General features: G+C 56.0%; 17 protein-coding genes and 1 pseudogene. 10 read left to right on the top strand and 8 right to left on the bottom strand.

The genetic code is table 11. From position 1 onward, the window contains the following. Positions 1 to 70: 70 nt before the first annotated feature. A complete protein-coding gene (locus tag ACSMDR_RS13920) occupies positions 71 to 3,697 on the top strand; it encodes an ATP-binding cassette domain-containing protein (RefSeq protein WP_436468634.1) in 3,627 nt (1,208 codons plus the stop codon). 57 nt (positions 3,698 to 3,754) lie between these two features. On the opposite strand, the gene ACSMDR_RS13915 is transcribed toward ACSMDR_RS13920, so the two are convergent. After that, entirely contained in the window at positions 3,755 to 3,949 is a 195-nt protein-coding gene (locus ACSMDR_RS13915; RefSeq protein ID WP_436469327.1) for a YgdI/YgdR family lipoprotein, read from the bottom strand. 789 nt (positions 3,950 to 4,738) lie between these two features. On the opposite strand from ACSMDR_RS13915, the gene ACSMDR_RS13910 reads away from it, so the two are divergent. From ACSMDR_RS13910 to ACSMDR_RS13880, 7 genes and pseudogenes are all read left to right on the top strand, one after another. Next, complete coding sequence (locus ACSMDR_RS13910; protein WP_436468633.1) at positions 4,739 to 7,357, top strand: SLBB domain-containing protein; 2,619 nt, start codon at positions 4,739 to 4,741, stop codon at positions 7,355 to 7,357. Between the two features lie 36 nt (positions 7,358 to 7,393). Further along, entirely contained in the window at positions 7,394 to 8,200 is an 807-nt protein-coding gene (locus tag ACSMDR_RS13905; protein WP_436468632.1) for a Wzz/FepE/Etk N-terminal domain-containing protein, read from the top strand. 3 nt (positions 8,201 to 8,203) lie between these two features. Beyond that, positions 8,204 to 8,353 carry a GNVR domain-containing protein gene (locus tag ACSMDR_RS13900; protein ID WP_436468631.1) on the top strand — a complete coding sequence of 50 codons (150 nt, stop codon included), beginning with the start codon at positions 8,204 to 8,206 and terminating at the stop codon, positions 8,351 to 8,353. Positions 8,354 to 8,439: 86 nt separating this feature from the next. After that, positions 8,440 to 8,697: a hypothetical protein gene (locus ACSMDR_RS13895; RefSeq protein WP_436468630.1), complete on the top strand. Its 258-nt coding sequence runs from the start codon at positions 8,440 to 8,442 to the stop codon at positions 8,695 to 8,697. Positions 8,698 to 8,763: 66 nt separating this feature from the next. Further along, positions 8,764 to 9,408 (top strand): YjbF family lipoprotein, encoded by a 645-nt coding sequence (locus tag ACSMDR_RS13890; RefSeq protein ID WP_436468629.1) that lies wholly within the window; start codon positions 8,764 to 8,766, stop codon positions 9,406 to 9,408. Then, positions 9,405 to 10,205, top strand: coding sequence for a capsule biosynthesis GfcC D2 domain-containing protein (locus ACSMDR_RS13885; RefSeq protein ID WP_436468628.1), 801 nt, complete (start codon positions 9,405 to 9,407; stop codon positions 10,203 to 10,205). Before ACSMDR_RS13890 ends, ACSMDR_RS13885 begins: the two co-directional genes overlap by 4 nt. Further along, a pseudogene (locus ACSMDR_RS13880) lies at positions 10,202 to 10,651 on the top strand (YjbH domain-containing protein). Before ACSMDR_RS13885 ends, ACSMDR_RS13880 begins: the two are co-directional and overlap by 4 nt. A gap of 29 nt (positions 10,652 to 10,680) precedes the next feature. Here ACSMDR_RS13880 and ACSMDR_RS13875 read toward each other — a convergent pair. The 4 genes from ACSMDR_RS13875 to trmB all read right to left on the bottom strand — a co-directional run bounded on the left by ACSMDR_RS13875 (position 10,681) and on the right by trmB (position 14,065). Continuing rightward, positions 10,681 to 11,973: a rhodanese-like domain-containing protein gene (locus tag ACSMDR_RS13875; protein ID WP_436468627.1), complete on the bottom strand. Its 1,293-nt coding sequence runs from the start codon at positions 11,971 to 11,973 to the stop codon at positions 10,681 to 10,683. Between the two features lie 28 nt (positions 11,974 to 12,001). Continuing rightward, a complete protein-coding gene (gene glsB, locus ACSMDR_RS13870) occupies positions 12,002 to 12,922 on the bottom strand; it encodes a glutaminase B (RefSeq protein ID WP_005899321.1) in 921 nt (306 codons plus the stop codon). Positions 12,923 to 13,003: 81 nt separating this feature from the next. Further along, on the bottom strand, positions 13,004 to 13,336 hold the full coding sequence (locus ACSMDR_RS13865; RefSeq protein ID WP_005899319.1) for a 50S ribosome-binding protein YggL: 333 nt from the start codon (positions 13,334 to 13,336) through the stop codon (positions 13,004 to 13,006). A 15-nt stretch (positions 13,337 to 13,351) separates the two neighbouring features. Then, on the bottom strand, positions 13,352 to 14,065 hold the full coding sequence (trmB, locus tag ACSMDR_RS13860) for a tRNA (guanosine(46)-N7)-methyltransferase TrmB (RefSeq protein ID WP_005899315.1): 714 nt from the start codon (positions 14,063 to 14,065) through the stop codon (positions 13,352 to 13,354). Positions 14,066 to 14,278: 213 nt separating this feature from the next. Here trmB and ACSMDR_RS13855 point away from each other — a divergent pair, with 213 nt between their 5' ends. Continuing rightward, positions 14,279 to 15,355, top strand: coding sequence for a M28 family metallopeptidase (locus ACSMDR_RS13855; protein WP_436468626.1), 1,077 nt, complete (start codon positions 14,279 to 14,281; stop codon positions 15,353 to 15,355). A 181-nt stretch (positions 15,356 to 15,536) separates the two neighbouring features. Next, positions 15,537 to 16,718, top strand: a complete 1,182-nt coding sequence (locus ACSMDR_RS13850; protein ID WP_436468625.1) for an aminotransferase-like domain-containing protein — start codon at positions 15,537 to 15,539, stop codon at positions 16,716 to 16,718. Positions 16,719 to 16,761: 43 nt separating this feature from the next. Here ACSMDR_RS13850 and ACSMDR_RS13845 read toward each other — a convergent pair whose 3' ends face one another. The 3 genes from ACSMDR_RS13845 to ACSMDR_RS13835 all read right to left on the bottom strand — a co-directional run bounded on the left by ACSMDR_RS13845 (position 16,762) and on the right by ACSMDR_RS13835 (position 20,787). After that, complete coding sequence (locus tag ACSMDR_RS13845; protein WP_436468624.1) at positions 16,762 to 18,339, bottom strand: EAL domain-containing protein; 1,578 nt, start codon at positions 18,337 to 18,339, stop codon at positions 16,762 to 16,764. Positions 18,340 to 18,574: 235 nt separating this feature from the next. Beyond that, positions 18,575 to 19,069, bottom strand: coding sequence for an acetolactate synthase small subunit (ilvN, locus tag ACSMDR_RS13840; RefSeq protein ID WP_005899311.1), 495 nt, complete (start codon positions 19,067 to 19,069; stop codon positions 18,575 to 18,577). Further along, positions 19,069 to 20,787: an acetolactate synthase 3 large subunit gene (locus tag ACSMDR_RS13835; protein ID WP_436468623.1), complete on the bottom strand. Its 1,719-nt coding sequence runs from the start codon at positions 20,785 to 20,787 to the stop codon at positions 19,069 to 19,071. The genes ilvN and ACSMDR_RS13835 overlap by 1 nt, the downstream gene beginning before the upstream one ends. Between the last annotated feature and the right edge of the window lie 113 nt (positions 20,788 to 20,900).

Below are 20,900 nucleotides of genomic sequence, written 5' to 3'. Positions count from 1 at the left end.
CTCCCGAGTGGGGAAAGACGGCGAGATCGCCCTGATTTGGAAGTGAATAATAACAATAAGGAAAGTGAACTTGGATCATCCGGAACTCTCAGCCGGCTGGCTGAGTCGTCTCTTCTATCACTGGACCGGCCCCTTGCAGCGCAAGGGATTGCAGGATCCCAGCGTCAGTCTGGACGATCTCTACCCCCTGTTGCCCCAAGACAACAGAGATGCGCGAGCCGATGCCTTCCTGGCCCTGACCGCCCGCCTGCCGGTGCGCCCCTGGGCCATCACGACCTACATCTGGCGCCACTATGGCAGCCGCATCGCCCTGCTTACCTTGCTGCAACTGCTGGCCATGCTGGCGACCCTGGCCAGTCCCTGGTTGCTCAACCATGTCATGACCCAGCTCGGCACCGGCGCCGCGACTGAACACAAGTTGCTGTTGGCCTTGGCGTTGTTTGGCTCTGTACTCGCCGCGGGCATGCTGGCAGAACATGCCTTGCAACTGGCGCTCAAGATGCACGTCCCGATCCGCCGTCTGCTGGCCGAGGCCCTGCTCGCCAAGGTGATGAAGCTCGGCGGCAAGAGTTTCGATGACAGAGCCGGCGGCCGGGTGCAGAACCTGATCAATCGCGATGTCTGGGACATCACCTGGATCCTGGCGGACCCCGCCATGCCAATCACCATGCTGTTGCAGTTGGCCGGTACCATAGCCCTGCTGGTCTGGCAGGTGGGCAGCGCCGGCCTGGTAGGCTGCGCCGTGCTGACCCTGCTGCTGCTGCTCTCGACCCGGCTAATCCGGCGCATGAACCAGCAGGAGCAGCGCCTCAAGCACAGCCAGGATGAACGCAACGGCATCTTGGCCGAGTACATCAAGAAGCTGCGACTGGTACGCCAGAACGGGCTGGGCCCCTTCTTCACCCGGGCCGCGGAGCAGAAACGTCAGCAGGAGCTCAGGGTGCTTGGCCGAGTGCTTAGACTCGATGCCATCAATGATGCCCTCATGCTGGGGACACCGCTGCTGGTCACCCTGGCCACCTTCACCACCTACCTGGTGTCAGGCCAGAGCCTGACCCTGCCCCAGGTGTTCACCACCATCGCCCTGTTCGCCGTGCTGCGTATTCCCATGCAGCGCCTGCCCTACCTCATCCGTACCCTGATCAACTTCAATACCGGTTTCCAGCGTCTGTGCGAACTGCTCAACAGCCCGGAGCAGCATCGGCAGCTCGATGATGACAGCCTGGCCAAGGGGACAGTGGTCCTCAATGGGGTGAGCGCACATCATCAGCAGCACCCGGTGCTGACCGGCGTCGACCTGACCATCAATCCCGGCGAGTTAATCGGCATCACCGGCAAGACAGGGGCTGGCAAGAGCTGCCTGCTGCACCTGATTGCCGGCTTCGATGACGACTTCGAGGGGGAGATCCGTCGCCACGGCAGGGTCGCCCACCTGGGTCACAAGCCCTGGCTGATGAATGACAGCATCCGCAACAACATACTGTTCGGGCAGCCCTGGGATGAGGCTCGCTACCGCTGGGTGCTGGAGGCTTGCACCCTGACCGGGGATCTCGCCCTGCTCGGCCACGGGGATCAGACGCTAGTCGGCGAATTGGGCACCCGGCTCTCGGGGGGACAACAGCAGAGGGTGGCACTGGCCAGGGCGCTCTACACCCAGGCCGACATACTGCTGCTGGACAACCCGCTCTCGGCACTGGATCCCATGGTCTCGGCTCAGGTGTTGCGTCTGGGGCTAACGTTTCGGCCCGGTCCGACCCGGCTGCTGGTGAGCCATGACCCCGAGGTGCTGGCGCACTGCGACCGGGTATTCTCCATTGAGCAAGGATCCTTGACCGAGCTGGCCCCCCGCCAGCTAGCCGACTTGCCCGTGCCGGTATCCGAACAAACTCTCCTCGTCCCCCAGGAAGCCGAGCTGTTCAATGAGGAGAAAATGGTCGAAGGCAAGGTGGATTGGGGACTGTTTGGCTTTCTGTGGCAGCGGCTCAACGCCCCCGGCCTTATCCTGTTGACCCTGCTGCTGGCCCTGGGTCAGGAGGGGCTGCGCATCGCCTCGGATCTCTGGCTCGGCGGCAAGGCAGCCAACACTGAACTGGCGCCCCTGCTCGGTACCTACATGGCTCTTGGGCTGGGCTCCCTGCTCTGCATCACCCTGGTGCGCGTGCTCAACTACAAGTTGGGCCTCAAGCTGGCCTGGAGCCTGTTCGAGGGCATGCTCGGCCGCATCAGCCGTGCCCCCATGGCTTTTTTTGACAAGGTACCCCAGGGCAGGATCCTCAATCGCTTCGACAGGGATCTCGCCGAAACCCAGGAGACCTTGCTGCCCATGATGAGCGGTCTGTTTGGCATGCTGATCTCGGTGCTGCTGCAGGTGTTGGTCATCGGCATCAATCTGCCACTGTTGCTGCTGGTCACGCCCCTGGTCGGCGGTGTGCTCTACCTGCTGCAACGCCGCTACCGGGCGGTGCAGCTCAAGCTCAGACGCCAGGCATCGGTGCTGCGCTCGCCACTCTATATCAGCATCAGTGAAACCATTCGTGGCGCTCCCGCCTTGCGCCTGGCCGGTGCCGAGCGTTATGCCCTGGATCAGGTGCTGATCCACTATGACAACAACCTGCGCAGCTGGTACACCACCACCTCCATCAACCGCTGGCTCGGCCTGCACCAGACCCTGCTCTCCGCCGCCCTGGTCGGCGCCGTGGCACTCATGGTTGCCCTGAGCGACAGCACGCTATTCGGGGCCGTGGCGATCACCTACGCCTTCACCACCTCGGCCATGCTCAATGCCCTGATCCGCACCTTTGCCGAGGTCGAGCAGATGATGAATGCCGTCGAGAGGGTGCGCGAATACAGCGAGATAGCCAGTGAACGCCAGGAGGGGGAGCCGCTGCGCGATCCTCACCCCCCAGTGCGCTTCGTCAACCTTGGCCTGCGCTACCCAGAGGCGAGCCAGTGGGCCTTGCACAAGGTCAATTTCGAGCTGGCTCCCGGTGAGAAAGTCGGCGTATGCGGCCGCACCGGGGCGGGCAAAAGCTCCCTGCTTGGTGCCCTGCAGGCCATGTATCCGGCCTCGCAAGGGGAGATCTATTACGGCGAGCAGCCACTCTCGACCCTGGCCCCCGAGGCGGTCCGTGCCCTTTTTGACACAGTATCCCAGACGCCACTCACCTTCTTCGGCACCCTGCGCGCCAACCTGGCCCCCCTTGATCAGCAGCATGATCTGTCGTCCGGCGGCACAGATCCTCAGCCTGACAGGCTCGGAAATGGCGACGCCCAACGCAACGATGAGAGACTGACAGAGGCACTGCAACGAGTGGGGCTGGGTGAGCGCTGCGCCGGGCGGCTGGATGAAGATCTCGACCGGCTGCAACTCTCCGCAGGGGAGACCCAGTTGCTGGTGATCGCTCGCATACTGCTGTCGCACCGCCCGCTGATCGTGCTGGATGAGGCGACCTCGGATCTCAGCCACAGCGGCATGCGCGAGATGGCCGAGTTGCTCTATCGCTATAGACCCGATGCCAGCTACCTGGTGATAGCCCACCATCTGGAACCGCTGCTCTCCCTCGACAAGGTCGTGGTGATGGAAGCGGGCACCGTCGTGGAGCAGGGCTCGCCGGTCGGTCTGCTGGCCAACCCCGGCTCGCGCTTCCATCAGCTGTTTGCCCGCCAAGTTAATCGGCAGATCGATCAGATTGCCTGACCCCATACGACGAAGGGCTGCCCATAGGCAGCCCTTCTAACAAGCGAGCAAGATGGATCAAGGATCCATTATCTGAGTCACATCGTCCTTCCTGATCAGCATCTCCCTCCCCTCCTCATCGTAATACCGATACATGCCAGTGCTCTCATCCAGCTTGGGTCTGCTATCAGTGGTGATCAGCTTGCCATCCCGAGTGCTCATTATGTATTGGGCGCTACATGCCGTAACACCCAACGCGCAGCAGAGTAACATCATGGAAAATCTCATCGCCTGCTTTCCTTGCCCGCCCCTCACCATGAGAGGAACACTCCAACAGCCTAGCTGAAACGAATATAACTCAAGACAAAAACAAGAAAGTCAACACCCAGCAAGCGACCTAAAAACCAGCAATTAAGTACAAAAACACAACAGTATTTATACAAACATTCCTATATCTCAGCACAAAATGCCATGAGTGGCTCCAATGGCATCCATTTATTGAGAACTGTCTGATATTTGTTGCAAAAAAATACACTTTTGATAAATTCCGCCACTGGATTCAAATGGCAACCTAATTACTAAAACCATCAATAATAAATCTTTTTCGCCCACCCAAGTGTGACACAGTTTGTCTGGCGAACAGATTTAGCAACAAATAATTCACAATTCATGCCGAGATGTCATTCGGATGCGGTAGCTATGCCCATTTTCCCTACATCTTGTCGGTGGGGTGAGACTCTTTATTGAGTAATTTGGTCGCACAGTTGGCAAAATAGTGACTTGGGCCATAAGTCAATACTGATTTTCTGTGAAATCCATTCCATGCCACCCGTTATAAACGGTCAATTTTTCGTAATTTACAATTGTAATACGTTTGTTTCATGTAACCAGTAATTAATTAAAATAATTCAATCACAGAAAACAAAAATATCTGTAATAGACCCAGTTTCTTTCAGGGTGTGATGAACAGCAAGAGTTAATACAGTCAACATGGAATGTCAGATACGTTCTGGCAACCATTTCTAACAGTCAGAATAAACACATTTCAAGGCTTTACCAAAAATGAAATTTATAACAGCGCCATGGATACTTGCTGCGGTTAGCTTGAGTGCGTTCGCCGCACCACAAATAACTCCACAGATGATGGAACAGTTCAAGCGTCTATCGCCTGTAGAACAGCAATCATTGGCAAAACAATATGGTATATCAACAGAGCAGCTGAAAAGCGCAAGCGCCATTACTCCTATCACGCCCTCGGTCCCTGTCGCAGCCCCACGTGAGTTGGATTACACCCAAGTATCCCAGCGTCCGCTCATTGCTGGTGTGGCGCAACCCGGAGACTTACAACCATTCGGATATAACGTCTTTGCTGGTGAGCCAATTTTAGATGCCCCTATTACTGATATGCCGGTATCAGATGATTATGTCCTTGGACCTGGAGATAAGATACATGTTCAACTCTATGGAAAAGAGAATACTGTTTATGAGCTGAATGTAGGGCGAGAAGGATATATTGACTTCCCTAACCTAGGCCCTATCTCTGCCAGCGGGCAGACATTTCAGCAATTCAGGGCGGATCTAGAAGCAAGAATTAAAGAGCAGATGATTGGTGTAAATTCCTTCATCAGTTTTGGCTCCATGCGTTCTATGCAAGTCTTTGTCATGGGTGATGCTTATCGTCCCGGAGCTTATAACGTCAGTGGCATGGCGACAGTCACTCAAGTGTTACAAGTCGCTGGAGGGATAGATACCGTAGGTTCACTGCGTAAAATTCAAGTAAAACGCTCAGGACAAAAAGTCATTGATGTAGATCTCTACAAGATGCTGGTTTGGGGAGACACTAGCCAGGATATACGTCTGCAGGCTGGCGACACCGTTTTTATACCAGCCAAGGGCAGCGAGATTGCTATCAGTGGCTTGGTAAAACGCCCCGCTATCTATGAGCTTAGAAACACAGCGTCATTGGCCGAGGTCTTGGCCCTGGCTGGCGGTGTTAAAGCAGCTGCTTTGCAAGAAGTATCCATAGAGCGCCATACAGAGTCAGGGCTTAGAGTATTCAATCTGACACTGGCTAATACTCATGACCGTCATTTTAAGGTTAGTGATGGCGATAAAATACAGGTCAAGCCCAGCAGCACTGAATATAACCAGGCTATTGTATTAAAGGGTGCTGTGGTCCGAGATGGTGTGTATAGTTTTACCCCTGGCACTAGAATAAGCAGCATTCTAAAAGATACTCAAAGAGATCTTATTTCCGCTACCGATTTGAACTACGCCTTGGTGGTAAGAGAGATCGATCTTCAGAGAAATATCAGTGTAATTCAATTCAATTTAGGGAAAGCCTTACAATATCCAGGTGGTCCGGATGATATCCAGCTTCATGCCAGGGATCAGATTCTGGTCTTTCGTAATGATGCCACTGATAGGTTAAGAGAAGTAGCGACTAATAATTTCAAAGTAAAAGGCACCCAAGAAAAAACTATCGAGCTCAACAGTGCATCTATGGAACGCACTGACGATGCAACGGGAGCAAATGTTAGCGGAGATGAGTTAAATAGCCGTAATCAAGTAAAGCTCTCATCCCTATCAGACAAAACGGCGACAGACTCGATTGTGACAGACTCAAGGCAGGCCCTTCTTGCTCCTGTCATCGAGCGATTAAAGGCACAATCAACACAAGGCAAGCCTGTTAAGATCATCGAGGTAAGGGGGGAAGTAAAATACCCTGGTCTTTACCCTTTAACAAATAATAGTCGTATGCAGGACGCTATCATTGCTGCAGGCGGCTTCAATGAACAGGCAAATATAGTTGAACTGTCTCGTGTAAATGAACGTGGCGATAGCATCCTTGTTAACAATGAGCGCTTCTCGCTCGAGATTGCCAGTAGCAAGTCAAATTCGCCAACGTTGCAATCTAAAGACAATATCAATGTATTACCCCATCCACAGTGGCGAGAAGAAGCAACGGTACAAGTATTTGGTGAAGTAAAATATCCGGGGACCTATACAGTACGACGTGGAGAAAGTCTGCACGATTTGATAGAGCGGGTTGGTGGTATCACCGCGTACGCAAATCCAAATGGTGCCGTTTTTGCTCGTAAAGCTCTTCGCCAACAAGAGTCTGAACGGCTAGTAATGTTGCGTGATGAACTTCGGCAAGAAATTGCAACAATGACACTACGCAGACAAAGCACTATTGCGAATTACAGCAGTTCCCCAGCGGAAGCTATGACAGTCGTCAATCAACTAGAGAATACCAAAGCAGTTGGTCGTATGACCATTGACATGCCTGCTCTTTTATCTGGAGAAAAACAATCTGATGTATTACTTGAGGATGGAGATAAGCTATATGTTCCTACCTTGCAGAATGTTGTTTCTATTGCAGGTATGGTACAATTCCCGTCATCTCACATCTATGACAATGACACCAGCATAAATGAATATATCAGCCGGGCTGGGGGCACAAAGAAACAAGCTGATACAGATAGAGTATATGTTATAAAAGCCAATGGTAGTGTCATGCTCCCGAATGATAGTTGGTTTGGTGGTAGAAAAAGTCTGGAACCAGGTGACACCATCATAGTTCCGGTAGATTCAGACTATTTGGATAATTTGAGCATCATGTCATCAGCAACACAAATAATGTATCAATTGGGTGTTGCATGGTCAGCGATAAAATAACCTTGTCATTCGTATAGTTAAGGTAGCTTTGTCATCATGGAAGCACAGAAAGTAAACGTCATTCCTTTACCGAGAGATTTATCACCGGTGAATGATGAAATTGATCTAAGGGAATTGATTGTTTCATTGTGGTCAGGAAAGTGGTGGATTCTCTCCACCACTTTTATTGCCACTTGCATTGCTGTTGCATTTGCAATCCTGAGTCCTAATGTTTATCGCTCCGAGGCTTTACTGACCCCTTCACTCGAACAGCAGGGAGGAGGGCTCTCAGCGCTGGCTTCCCGCTTTGGTGGCTTGGCCAGTCTGGCGGGAGTCGATCTTGGCAACAAAGGTGGAGATAAAGCATCTATCGCCATCGAAGTGGGCAAGTCACGCCTGTTTCTTACCGATTTTATCCGCCGTCATCAATTGGCCGTGCCACTGATGGCGGCCAAGAGCATGGATAAAAACACAGGAGAGCTCATCATTGATCCTCTGATCTATGACATGGTCAATCACAGGTGGGTCCGTGATGTTCCCCCAGGGAAGTCCTTAGAACCGAGCGATTGGGAACTGATTAAAGCCTTCAAAAACCTGGTCATGCTCAACAGTGATCCCAAGACAGGCCTATTGACAGTCTCTATCGATTTCTATTCGCCTCAGATTGCCAAGCAATGGGTGGACTGGTTGATCGATGACCTCAATGCCACCATGAAACGCCGCGATCAAGATGAGGCCAAGCGAAATATTTCTTATCTAACCGAGCAGTTATCAAAAACGTCCGTAGCTGACATGCAGAAGGTTTTTTATCAGCTTATCGAGGAGCAGACCAAAACCCTGATGCTCGCCGAAGTCAATCAATAGTATGTGTTTAAAGTGCTTGATCCTGCAGTCATAGCCGAAGAAAAAATAAAACCTAAACGAGCACTGATTGTTGTACTCGGTGCCTTGTTGGGCGGCATGTTGGGGGTGATGATAGTTTTGATTCGCTTTGCATTCCGTCATGATAGAAAATAATGGATGCAAATCGGTCAAAAACGATGGCTTGCCATCACAATAGAGTAGAACGAACGTCGACTATTCTGATTTTATAAGGGAAATATATGAAGAAGAGTGTTTTGATTATGACTGCACTGCTGGCGCTGTCCAGCCCGACCATGGCTGCTGAAACAGTCGCTGCTGGTGCAGGTACTACTGGTGGCGCTGCTGCCGGTGCAGGTGCTGCAGGCGGCGCTGCCATTGGTGGTCTGACTGCTGGCGCCATCGCTGCTGGTGTCGCCGCTGCTGCAGCCATCGGTGTTGCCGTTGCCAGTAACAGCAACGATGACAGCCCTTCGACTGTCACCAGCACAGCTCGTTGATTTAATTAAATAAAGACTGCCTCAGGGCAGTCTTTATTATTGTCCTATTTATTCAGTGATGCTTTCATGCTAACCAAACGCATTCTTTTATTGCTATCAATGTTGTTGTTTGGCTGTGCAGACAGCAACGTTGATAGCTATCAACAGCTCAAATATCTCTTCTCTGCTGATGATGAGATAGCCATTACCCCGGAAGCCATCGAAAGACTGCCCTATGCCAGTGCCTTCGTCACCGTGGACGACAGACCAACGATATTTGTCGTACTCGCCTTTGCTGAAGGTGATCGTTTGTCCTGGGTTAGTAGCGACAGAGGCTTGATCGTCACCGAGCATGGTCGAATTACCAAGACGCTGAAACTGGATAATGATCTTCGCTATTTCTCCGGTACCATGAAGGATCCGTTGAGTCAGGCAGTCATCCCTAACGATGTCCAATTCAGTTATCTGGCCGAATGGGCGCAGCTTCGCCATAGCGGAAGAAACATCCACACTGTCTTCAAACAACTGGCAGATGAGAGTCTGGATATCAATGGCACCGTGCTGGCGACCTCACTCTATGAAGAGGCGGTCCAGTCGGTGAAAGATGGCCAGACGTGGCAGAATTATTACTGGCTGGATAAAAAGACCGGCTTGGTCAGAAAAAGCATTCAACAAATCGGCCCTGACAACAGCACCATTGAGATGGTCTTCACCAAGCCATATGCACCATGAAAAAAATCATACTCTCGTTATTGATTGGCTATGCGCCATGGCTTCACGCTGACAGCGTCACCCAGGTGATCATCGGTCATGCCAGCAAGACCACCATTTCACTCTCCGATACCCAGCGCCTGGAACAGCTGTTGAATGCATCGGGCTTGCCTGGTGACATCTATTGGCCTGCCGCCATCATCTCGTCTCCCACCAAAGATGCCTCGGCACAACAGGCCAAAGATCAGCTGCTCAGCGATTTGAAAGCACTCCAGATTGTCTGGATGAGAGAGCATCAGGGAGGCCTGGTTCAAGCCACCCAACAATTGTTGCGCGAACTGGATCAGCTCGATGTGGCAGGCCGGATTGACATCAAGCTGGACCCTGATCTCAGCAGGGTGGAGCCAGCAGACAACCCTCGTCTGGCCGGAGACTATTCACTCTACCTCTCCCGCCGGCCATCCAGCCTCTATCTGCTGGGGTTGATCAACAGTCGCAAGACCATGCCCCATGAACCCGCCAAAGGGCTGGCTGAATATTGGCAGGGCCACAGCCTGCTGCCCGGCGCCAATCCTGGCGAGGTCTATCTCATTCAGCCGGATGGCCGCATCCGGTTGTCCCCCGTCGCGGTATGGAATGAATATCATATCGAGCCCATGCCAGGAGCAACGCTGTTTGCTGGCTTCGAACCGGCGCTGCTGCCCGTCCAACTCCCCGGCACGGCAAGGGGAAGCGCATTGCGGCAAAATCCTGATCCCAGTTTGCCGCCAATGGGGGCTGGCAACAGGCCTCACTCTACAGCGAGCAAGAGACCCTGACCCTGGAGGGGGAACAGACCCGTTATAGGGATCAGACCCAGAGCGAGAAGCGAGCCACCATGGTGGCCATCAATGCCCTGCCTCCCACGGTGAAAGAGCTGCGCATCATCGAGCAGAAGCAGGGGATGTAGGCAGGAAAGGCCGGACAGTGTCCGGCCTCTCATGTCACCCTGATAGGCAAGGCAATAAAAGGCGGCAGTCGTCCGGCCTCTGCCGAAGGGACACGGCGCCATGAGGCCGAACCCCGCTCATGGGATTTCAAGATCGTGCCCAAGCTGAGCCAGTCCATCGGAGGTGCCGAAAGCTTTTACATGTACCAAGTCGGATTGAATGCCAACACCGACTGGTACATGACCGAACATAGCTGGGTGAGCAGCACCCTCTTCTTCAACCTTATCAACAAGCCATGTCACCCTTCTGGCAACCGGCGTTTCTGTAGGCAATAAAAAGGCCGGACAGTGTCCGGCCTCTCATGTCACCCTTCGCTTGGCTTGCGAACGCCGGTGATGGTTGGGTTCTTGGGGTCAGAACTCCATTCATACCAGCCGCCGTCGTAGACGCTGATCCGCTTCCAGTCCATCAACCAGGCGTAGAAGAAGGCCTCGGAGGCGCGCCAGCCGGTGCCGCAATAGAAAGCAGTCTGATCCTGCGGCGCTATCTGCCACTGCTGCCACATGGCCAGAATTTCACTCGACGGCTTCATGGTGCCATCCGGGTTGTGAAAATCGCTCATGCTTTGCGAGTCGACGCCACCATGACCCCATTTGGCGCCTGGAATGTCGCCCTTGGGTTCGATATAGCTGTAACCCGAGGTCTCACCGATGAACTCGTCCCAGGTGCGGATGCTGACCAGCTCGCCATCGGGCTGCTTGAGCAGGGCTTTGGCCTGTTCGGTCGAGGTGAGATACTCAGGATGCACGGGGATCTTGGCACCGAACGATTTGACGGGCTCATACTGGTGCGGCAGGCCGGTCTTAGTGCGCAGATGGGCGATAAACCAAGCCTCGATACCACCATCGAGCAGGCGAACGTCTTTGACTCCGGCATACATCAGCAGATGGGCGGCGCGGGCGGCAGCCATGGTGTTGCGGCCATAGAGCACCACTGTGGTGTCATGGCGAATGCCATTCTCCAGCAGCAGCGCCTCAAGATCGGCATCGGACACCTTGTTCCACAGCGGCTCCTGTTCCAGGCGGTTGGTATCGATATAATCGGCCCCTGGGATGTGACTGATCAGAAACGCCTTGGGCGCACCCCAATCCACTTCGAACAGTTTCCAGTCACCCTTGGGGGCGGCTACGACTGGCTTGCCAGCCTGCAGATCCGCCAGCCACTGGGGATAGACCAGCTGCTGCCAGCGCACCAGATGATCGCGCTTGGCCTCTTGCCAATCCTTGAGCTCGTACAGCTGATGGAAGCCGCGCATGCGCAGCATCCGCGCCACCTCGGCCAGACCACGTTCACTCCCGTAGATGGCGACCGGCTTTCTGGCATCCAACCCCTTGTCACGCAGCGCCTGGGGCCACTGCTCGTCATCATATTTCCAGTCAGCAGACAGGCTCACTGCTCCCGGGACATGGCCGCCCTGACTCTCACCTTCCATGGGCCAGCCCTGGTAGAAGTGGCTGGGGCGGGTGTCGACTATGATGGCGCCCTGAGCCTTTGCCTCCTGCAAGGAGAGAGGGGCAAGCTCGCCCGCTTGTGCGGAAAAGCTGCACCAGAGCAGCAGGCTGGCCGAGGCCGCCAGCAGCCGAATCGCGTGTTTCATTGACTTGCTCACTTATGATGAATGGCAGTTAAAAGATGGATCGGCCGAGGCGCTCGGACAGTAGCTCTAGGGCTGCCGTACCTGCCAGAGAGTTACCGGCCTTGTTCAGTTCGGGTGACCAGACGCAGACACACAGCTCACCCGGGATCAGTGCCATGATACCACCGCCCACCCCGGATTTACCCGGCATGCCGACGCGGTAGGCAAAATCACCCGCTTCGTCATAGAGGCCGCAGGTGGCGAGCAAGGCATTGACCTGTTTGGTCGTACGGGCCGCCAGCAGAGGCTCGCTCGCCCCGAGCGGCAGGCCGCGATTCGCCAGATAGATGAAGGCGCGCGCCAAGTCGACGCAGCTCATGCGAATGGCGCAGGCGTTGAAATAACTCTGCAGCACCTTGTCCACTTCATTTTCGAAGTTGCCGTGGGACTTCATCAGGTAGGCGATGGCGGCGTTGCGGGCCGAATGCTGGTATTCGGACTTCGCCACCACGGCGTCCGCGACGATAGCGGGATTGGCCGCCAGGCGGCGCACCAGCTCCAAGGTCCGCTGACGGGGCGCAGTGAGCCGGGTTTCCAGCAGATCGCTGACGACCAGCGCGCCGGCATTGATGAAGGGGTTGCGGGGGATGCCTTGTTCAAACTCGAGCTGCACCAGGGAGTTGAACGGCTGACCCGAAGGCTCCTTGCCGACCCGGGCCCAAATCTCCTCTTCCCGATAGAGGGTGAGAGCCAAGGTCAGGCTCAGCGCCTTGGAGATACTCTGGATGGAGAAGGGCTCGAAAGCGTCACCGGCGGTAAACAGCTCGCCGTCTACGGTGTAGACCGCCATGCCGAGCCGCTCGGCGGGCACCTGGGCCAGAGCCGGAATATAATCGGCCACCTTGCCTTGCCCCAGCAAGGGACGCACTTCATCAAGGATGCTTTCAAGTAATTGCGATGACAGCTGCATTGAGAGGTTCCACGACTCAAACGGGGTGAGCGACCCCAGAGACAAAAATCCCGCCAGCGGCGGGATTTTTCATTCGGCCAATCAGGCCGGTTCGCCATACCAGAGGTCGAACAGTTCGGTGACCGCGACGGCCTCCATGCCTTTGGCTTCCAGCCAGCCCTTGAGAACGGCTCTGTCCTCATCGGTGCATTTACCCAGCGCCTGGGTGCAGATCATGCCTTCCCATGCCAGGTGACCGGAACCGGCGAATGCCAGTTTACGCGGCTCAATCACCTCATCGATCAGGGCATCGATAACGGCATCTATGGTCTCTTCAGCGGTATTGACCGGGAAGTTAAAGCTCAGATCGAATCCCATTTCTTGGAACTCTTCGACGCGCAATTTCTTACGCAGACGGCGACTACGGTTTGCCATGACAGCTCCTCAGGTTCAGTTAACGCGTTTAAAAATCAGATCCCAAACCCCGTGGCCAAGACGATGGCCCCGTTGTTCAAATTTGGTCAGCGGACGCCACTCTGGACGAGCCACCCAGTTGCCAGCAGGGGAGGTGTTCTCGTAACCCTCGGCGGCACTCATCACTTCCAGCATATGCTCGGCATAGTTTTCCCAATCGGTAGCCATGTGGAAGACTCCTCCGATGGCCAGCTTCTGACGAATATCCTGGGCGAAGGCTGGCTGTACTATGCGGCGTTTATGGTGGCGGCTCTTGTGCCAGGGATCCGGGAAGAACAGCTGCAGGCAAGCGAGCGAGCCGTTCGGGATCATGTGTTCCAGCACTTCGACCGCATCGTGGCAGATGACACGCAGATTGGTGATACCGGCCTCCTGGGCGCTGCCAAGGCAGGCCCCGACACCGGGGCTGTGCACCTCTATGCCGATAAAGTTCTTCTCGGGGGCTTGCTTGGCCATCTCGACCAGGGAGGTCCCCATACCAAAGCCAATCTCCAGTACCACAGGCGCGTCGCGGCCAAACAGGGCGACGAAGTCCAGCGGGGCAGTGTCAAAATCGATCCCCATGACTGGCCACTGTTCGGCCAGAGCCTTCTCCTGACCCTTGGTCAGGCGGCCTTCACGACGGACAAAGCTGCGGATCTTGCGCATGAATTTGCCGTCTTCGTTAAATTCGTCTTGGGTCACTGGCATAAATTGGCTCGTTATTTCATCTATCGGCAGAAACTGGGGAGCGAATTATCCCAAGATGGGCCCAAGGCGCAAGTGTTTCCGACAACAAATGACCGGGCCGTGCTGAACCCATGCAGCTCAATGGACAATTGCCAGCTGGCTCACAGTATCAAGGGCTGCATGGGGCCATGCTATGTCGCGACAATAAAACCATACACAACAAAGGATTGCAGTATGAACAAGACCCTTATTGCCCTCAGCCTCGCCGCCCTGCTGACCGGTTGCAACACGTCCAGCAATGAGTCAGAGGCCCCGGCGGCGGCGACGCCGGCCGAACAGGCTTTCGAATACCTGACCCAACTCAGCTCGAGTGCCGAGGGGATTGGAGCCCGCCCCACGGGCACGGAGGCCGAAACTCGCGCCGCCGCCTGGATCCAGGATCATCTGACCGGCTGGGGTTACGATGTGCAGAACCAAACGTTCAGCTACACCAAGAGCGGGGTCAGCAAGACCTCCCAAAACCTGGTCGCCGAGCTCAAGGGCCAGAGCGACAAGGTGATCCTGATCGGTGCCCACTACGACAGCACGGGTGACAAACATGGCTCGGAAGGCGCCACCGACAACGGTGCCGGCGTGGCCGCTCTGCTGGCGGTCGCCGAGGCGCTCAAGGGACAAACCCTGCCCCATACGGTGCGTTTCGCCTTCTTCGGCGCGGAGGAGAATGGCCTCAACGGCGCCAAGGCCTATGTGGCGAGTCTGGATGACACCGCCATCGCCCAGCTGCTGGCCATGGTCAACTACGACACCATCGCCGGTGGTGACATCGTCTATGTCCACTCCGCCCACTCGGACGAAGCCGAGTATGGCTGCGCCGATCCGATGCGCTACAGCCACGATCCCAAGGTGCGCGATCGTCTGTTTGCCATCTCCGAACTGACCCAGACTCCATTCGCCATCCATCCCAGCTACGCGGGCTATCCAGAAGGTGAGACCGGCAGTTGGTCTGATCATGCCCCCTTCGCGTGCCTGGGGGTGCCCATCGCCTATGTCGAGGCCACCAACTTCACCATCAATGGGGCCGATGGTTACGACGGTTACTCCCAAAGCACCAACCCGGCGCTGTGGGATTGCTATGACGAGGGGAGCAAGAGCGCCTGTGATCGGGACAGCGAGACCCAGTGGGGCAAGATCTGGCATACCCAGTACGACCGTCTCGACAAGATGGCCGAGCTGTTCCCGGGCCGGGTTGAGCAGCAACTCGGTGCCAACACCGACATCATGATCCGTTTCCTGCGCGATCCAGGATTGTAACCGTCTCCTCAGCCGTTTTGGCGAGGGGATGCCAAGGCGGGACGATAAAATGTGGGCAGGTGCCAAACCTGCCCTTTTTTATCGATTTTTCCACCAGCCATTGCCTCAATTTTTAAATCTGATACAAACGGATAACTTGGCGGTTGAATGGAGTGACCGCCCACCAGTCAGAGAGAGTCCTATGCAGCCGTTTTTTGCCCAGCGTTTCGAGCAGGTTGAACCCTCCTTCATCCGCGAGATCCTCAAAGTTGCCGCCAATCCGGAGATCATCTCCTTCGCCGGCGGCCTTCCAAATCCTCATCTGTTCCCGGTCAAGGCGATCGATCAGGCCTGCCAGGACGTGTTGCGTGAGCAAGGCGCCGCTGCGCTGCAGTATGCGGCTACCGAAGGCTTCGCCCCACTGCGCCAATATATTGCCGACCGCTACCTGGCGCGCCACGGCATGCAGGTCAATCCGGACAACATCCTCATCACCAGCGGCTCCCAGCAGGCGCTGGATCTACTGGGCAAGGTACTGGTCGATGAGGGGCAGGATCTCATCATCGAGGAGCCGGGCTATCTCGGTGCCATTCAGGCCTTCTCCGTCTATCAACCCCGATTCAGACCCATCACCCTGGGGGAAGAGGGGCTGGATCTGGCCGCGCTGGATGCGCTGCTGGCTGAAGGCTCCACTGCCAAACTGCTCTACGGCGTGCCCAACTTCCAGAACCCGAGCGGCGTCTCCTATAGCCGAGCCAACCGCGAGGCCATCGCCGAGCGACTGGTACGCCACGAGCTGTTGATGGTGGAAGACGACCCCTACGGCGAGTTGCGCTTTGAGGGTGAGCACCTGCCTCCCATCGCCAAGCTGGCACCGAACAATACCGTGCTGCTCGGCTCCTTCTCCAAGACGGTGGTGCCCGCCTTCCGGCTGGGCTGGATGCTGGTACCGGACTGGCTGCGCAAGAAGGTCACCATCGCCAAGCAGGCCACCGATCTGCACAGCAACGCCTTCAGCCAGCAGGTGCTGCACCGCTTCCTGACTGACCACTCGCTGGATGCTCATCTGGAGAAGATCAAGGAGGTCTATGGCCGTCAGCGTGCTGCCATGGAGGCCGCGCTGGCCCGTCACTGCCCGCCAGGGGTGAGCTACACTCGTCCGGAAGGGGGCATGTTCCTCTGGCTGACCCTGCCGGCCAGCATCTCGGCCATGGCGCTGTTCGATGAGGCCATCAAGGAGAAAGTCGCCTTCGTGCCCGGTGCCCCTTTCTATGTTCGCCCCGAGATCCAGAACACCCTGCGTCTGAGCTTCTCCTGCGTGGACGAGGCAACCACAGAGGAGGGCATCAAGCGGCTGTGCAACGCCATGAGACGCATGCTCTGACCTCCCGGTCCTCCATAAAAAAAGCGGCCTATGGCCGCTTTTTTTATGCTTGTTGTGCTGAGATTTCCGAGGGCAGACTCCCACTTTTATCCAGCGTGGGAAAGAGCCGTTCAAACTCGGCCATGGGCAAGGGACGACTAAACAGATAACCCTGCAGAAAATCGACCTTGTGCGCCCTGAGATAATCCGCCTGCAGCTGGGTTTCAACCCCTTCGGCCACCAGCATGAGACCGAGCCGGGTGGCCAAGTCGATCACGTTATCTACTATGTGGCTGGAGAGGGCATCCGAGCCAATCATGCCGACGAAGCTCTGATCGATCTTGAGAAAGTCGACCTGAAACTTCTGCAGATACGTCAGGCTGGAGTGACCGGTTCCGAAGTCATCGATGGCAATAAAAACACCGAGATCATGCAGCTCCGCAAACAGGCGATCCGTCATAGGGGTTGATTCAATCAACTCCCTCTCGGTCAACTCCAGCACCAGCTTGACTGGATTGGCCGCGAATGCCTTGAGGAAGGCACGGCAGTCCTCCACCAAGCTGAGATCCTGACAATGGCGAGCACAGATGTTGAAACCGAAGTGAAAGCCGACGGGCAACGCCTTGACCTTGGGGGCAAAGCGCTCACGTACCTGCCGCATCAGCGCACTGGTCATGGGGATGATGAGGCCACTCGCCTCCGCCATGGGAATGAAGCGATCCGGCGGGATCATGCCCTGCTGGGGATGTTGCCAGCGCATCAATACCTCACAGCCGGTGTATCCGCCATCGATGGCCTTCACCACGGGTTGCAGATAGGGAATGAACTCCTCTTTGGCAAGGGCCCGCGCCAGCTCCTGCTCTGGCGACACGGGCCGACCCAGCGCCCAGAAGGCCACACCAGCGGCCAGCAGCGCCAGTAATAGATAAAGCGCCATGCTGCCATTGCTGTAATTCCAGGCATGTTGCCAATATTGCTGTGGCGTGATGCTCGAATTCAGCCGATAGGCATAATGTTGGGAGGCAATATCAAATCGCTTGCCCTCGATACTGGGCTCGCCGTCAGAGACATGGCCATTAGTCCCCATCCAGCGTTGACCCACCTGCAGTATCATGGGGACTTCCCGACTCATTAGCTGCAGCGTGTTGGCCAGGTAATAACCGTCCACGCCCACCAGCACACTGCCCCCCTCCCCTTGGACGCGGTAAACGATGAGGGCTCGATCCGGGGTGAGCGAGTTACCCGGCGCCAGATCCAGTTGTCCCTGCACATAGCCGCTCGGGTCATAGTCCTTGTCGAAATTCCCAAAGAGGGAGGTGCAGTAGATGCGATTGCCCCGGGTCAGGTTGACGGAACGCACGTCCGGTACCGTCGCCACCTGATGGCGCAGCAGCAGCGCGACATCATTACAGGACTTACCCAGCTCAGGCTTGACCGCCATCGCCGCCTGATGGGCGTTATCCAGCATGCGGTCAAACTTGTCACGGGCCTGGTGCAATCGGGCATTTGCATCAGTGCTCATGTCGCTCGTCGTTTGCCAGCCGATGATGCTGGCGCCAAGCAGCAGGATCACCAGGAAAGCAAGGCAAGACAAGACCCCGCGCATAAGCTGCTGGCGCAATTTGAAGCGGCGAAAAGGCATTGTTATCCCCAAGGCGATGACGAAAAAGGCGACAATGATACTGGTTTGAATCTGCCTTGTAACTCGGCTATTGACCAGATGCAAATATAAATAATGGCATCAATAATGAGCTAATCCATCCAGGTCTCAATCTCGGCTAGCCAGGAGTGACGGTGGCACTCTTCGATCCGCTTCCACCTTACTAACAAAAAAAGAGCCCCGAAGGACTCTTTTCTATGTCGAGGATGAGAGGGACTCAGGCTCGCAGGGATTTCTCTGCCCGGGAGATACCACAAACCCCGGAACGGACCACTTCGATGATCTCGTTGGTCTGGGCCGCCGTCTTGATGAAGGCATCCAGCTTCTCGCTGGTGCCCACCAGTTGGACAGTGTACTGATCCGGGGTCACGTCAACTATCTGACCACGGAAGATATCCGCCAGCCGCTTGAGTTCATCCCGGGTACCACCAATGGCACGGGCCTTGACCAGCGCAATCTCTCGCTCTATGTGCTCCCCTTCGCTCAAATCGCACACCTTGAGCACATCCACCAGCTTGTGAAGTTGCTTCTGGATCTGCTCGAGCACCCGCTCGTCACCCATGGTCACTATGGTCATGCGCGACAGGGTGGGATCCTCGGTGGGGGCCACCGTCAGGGTCTCGATGTTGTAGCCACGCTGGGAGAAGAGGCCCACCACACGACTCAAAGCACCGGACTCGTTTTCCAACAGAACGGAAATAATATGTCTCATCAGGTTCTCTCCGTCTTGCTCAGCCACATTTCATCCATGGCACCAAACTTGATCTGCATCGGATAGACGTGCTCATCCGGGTCGACCGAGATATCCATGAACACCAGCCGATCCTTCATGGCGAAGGCCTTCTCCATGGCGCTCTCCAGCTCTGCCGGGTCGCTCACTGCGATACCGACGTGGCCATAGGCCTCCGCCAGCTTGACGAAGTCCGGCAGGGATTCCATGTAGGAGTGGCTGTGACGGCCGCCGTAGAACATCTTCTGCCACTGCTTGACCATACCTAAGGCACGGTTGTTGATGGAGATGATCTTGATGGGCACCCCGTATTGCATGCAGGTGGAGAGTTCCTGGATGTTCATCTGCACGGAACCGTCGCCGGTCACGCAGCACACCACCGCCCCCGGGTTGGCAAACTGGACGCCCATGGCGGCCGGAATGCCGAAGCCCATGGTGCCCAGGCCCCCAGAGTTGATCCATTGGCGCGGCTTGGCAAAGGGGTAGTAGAGGGCGGCGAACATCTGATGCTGGCCGACGTCAGAGGCAACGAAGGCCTCCCCCTTGGTCACCTTGTAGAGTGTCTCTATCACCTGCTGTGGCTTGATCAGGGTGGGGTGGGTTTCGTAGGCCAGACAGTTGCGCGAGCGCCACTGATCGATCTGGCTCCACCAATCTGCCATCGCCTGCTTGTCAGTGTCGAAGCCACACTCGCCTATCACATCCAGCATTTGCTGCAACACGGTTTCTACCGAGCCAACGATAGGCACATGGGCCTGCACCGTCTTGGAGATGGAGGTGGGATCTATATCGATGTGCACTATGGTCGCATTGGGGCAGAACTTGGCCACGTTGTTGGTCACACGGTCATCGAAGCGGGCACCCACGGCGAAGATAAGATCCGCATTGTGCATGGTTTTATTCGCTTCGAAGGTGCCGTGCATCCCCAGCATGCCCACGAATTGCTTGTGAATACCGGAGAAAGCCCCCAGCCCCATCAAGGTAGTGGTGACCGGCAGATTGAGTAGCTCGGCCAGCTTGGTTACCAGCTGGTCCGCGTTGGCATTGATGGCGCCGCCACCCACATACATGACCGGACGCTGGGCATCGGTCAGCAGCTTGGCCGCCCGCTTGATCTGGCCCTTGTGCCCGGCCTTGGTCGGGTTGTAGGAACGCAGGGAGACAGACTCGGGATACTGATAGGGGAATTTCTCTTTCGGGTTCTGCACGTCTTTGGGCAGATCCACCACCACGGGCCCCGGGCGGCCAGTTGCGGCAATATAGTAGGCCTTCTTGATGGCGTCGGGGATCTCGCTCGCCGTCTTGCACAGGAAGCTGTGCTTCACCACAGGACGGGAGATACCGATCATGTCGGTCTCCTGGAACGCATCCTCTCCAATCATGGTGGTCGGCACCTGGCCGGACAGGATCACCAGGGGAATGGAGTCCATGTAGGCGGTGGCGATACCGGTAATGCAGTTGGTCGCCCCCGGCCCCGAGGTCACCAGCACAGTGCCCACCTTGCCGGTGGAACGTGCGTAACCATCTGCCATGTGTACTGCCGCCTGCTCATGACGTACCAGTACATGTTCCATCTTGCCGTTTTCGAAGAGGGCGTCGTAGATGTCGAGCACTGAGCCACCGGGGTAGCCGAACACATGCTCAACCCCCTGATCCTCCAGCGCACGTACCACCATCTGAGCGCCTGATAACATCTCCATGATAAAGCCCTCCAGGCTTTGCTCCGTTTAGCAATTCTATCGACGGCTCCGCTGCTTCCCGGCACCACCCGGTCTGCCTGTTACTTGTTATGGATCAGACGGAGTGAGTACGG

It is taken from the genome of Aeromonas molluscorum, from assembly GCF_051376105.1.
GTDB lineage: Bacteria > Pseudomonadota > Gammaproteobacteria > Enterobacterales > Aeromonadaceae > Aeromonas > Aeromonas molluscorum.
This window is presented reverse-complemented; position numbering and strand designations above follow the sequence as displayed.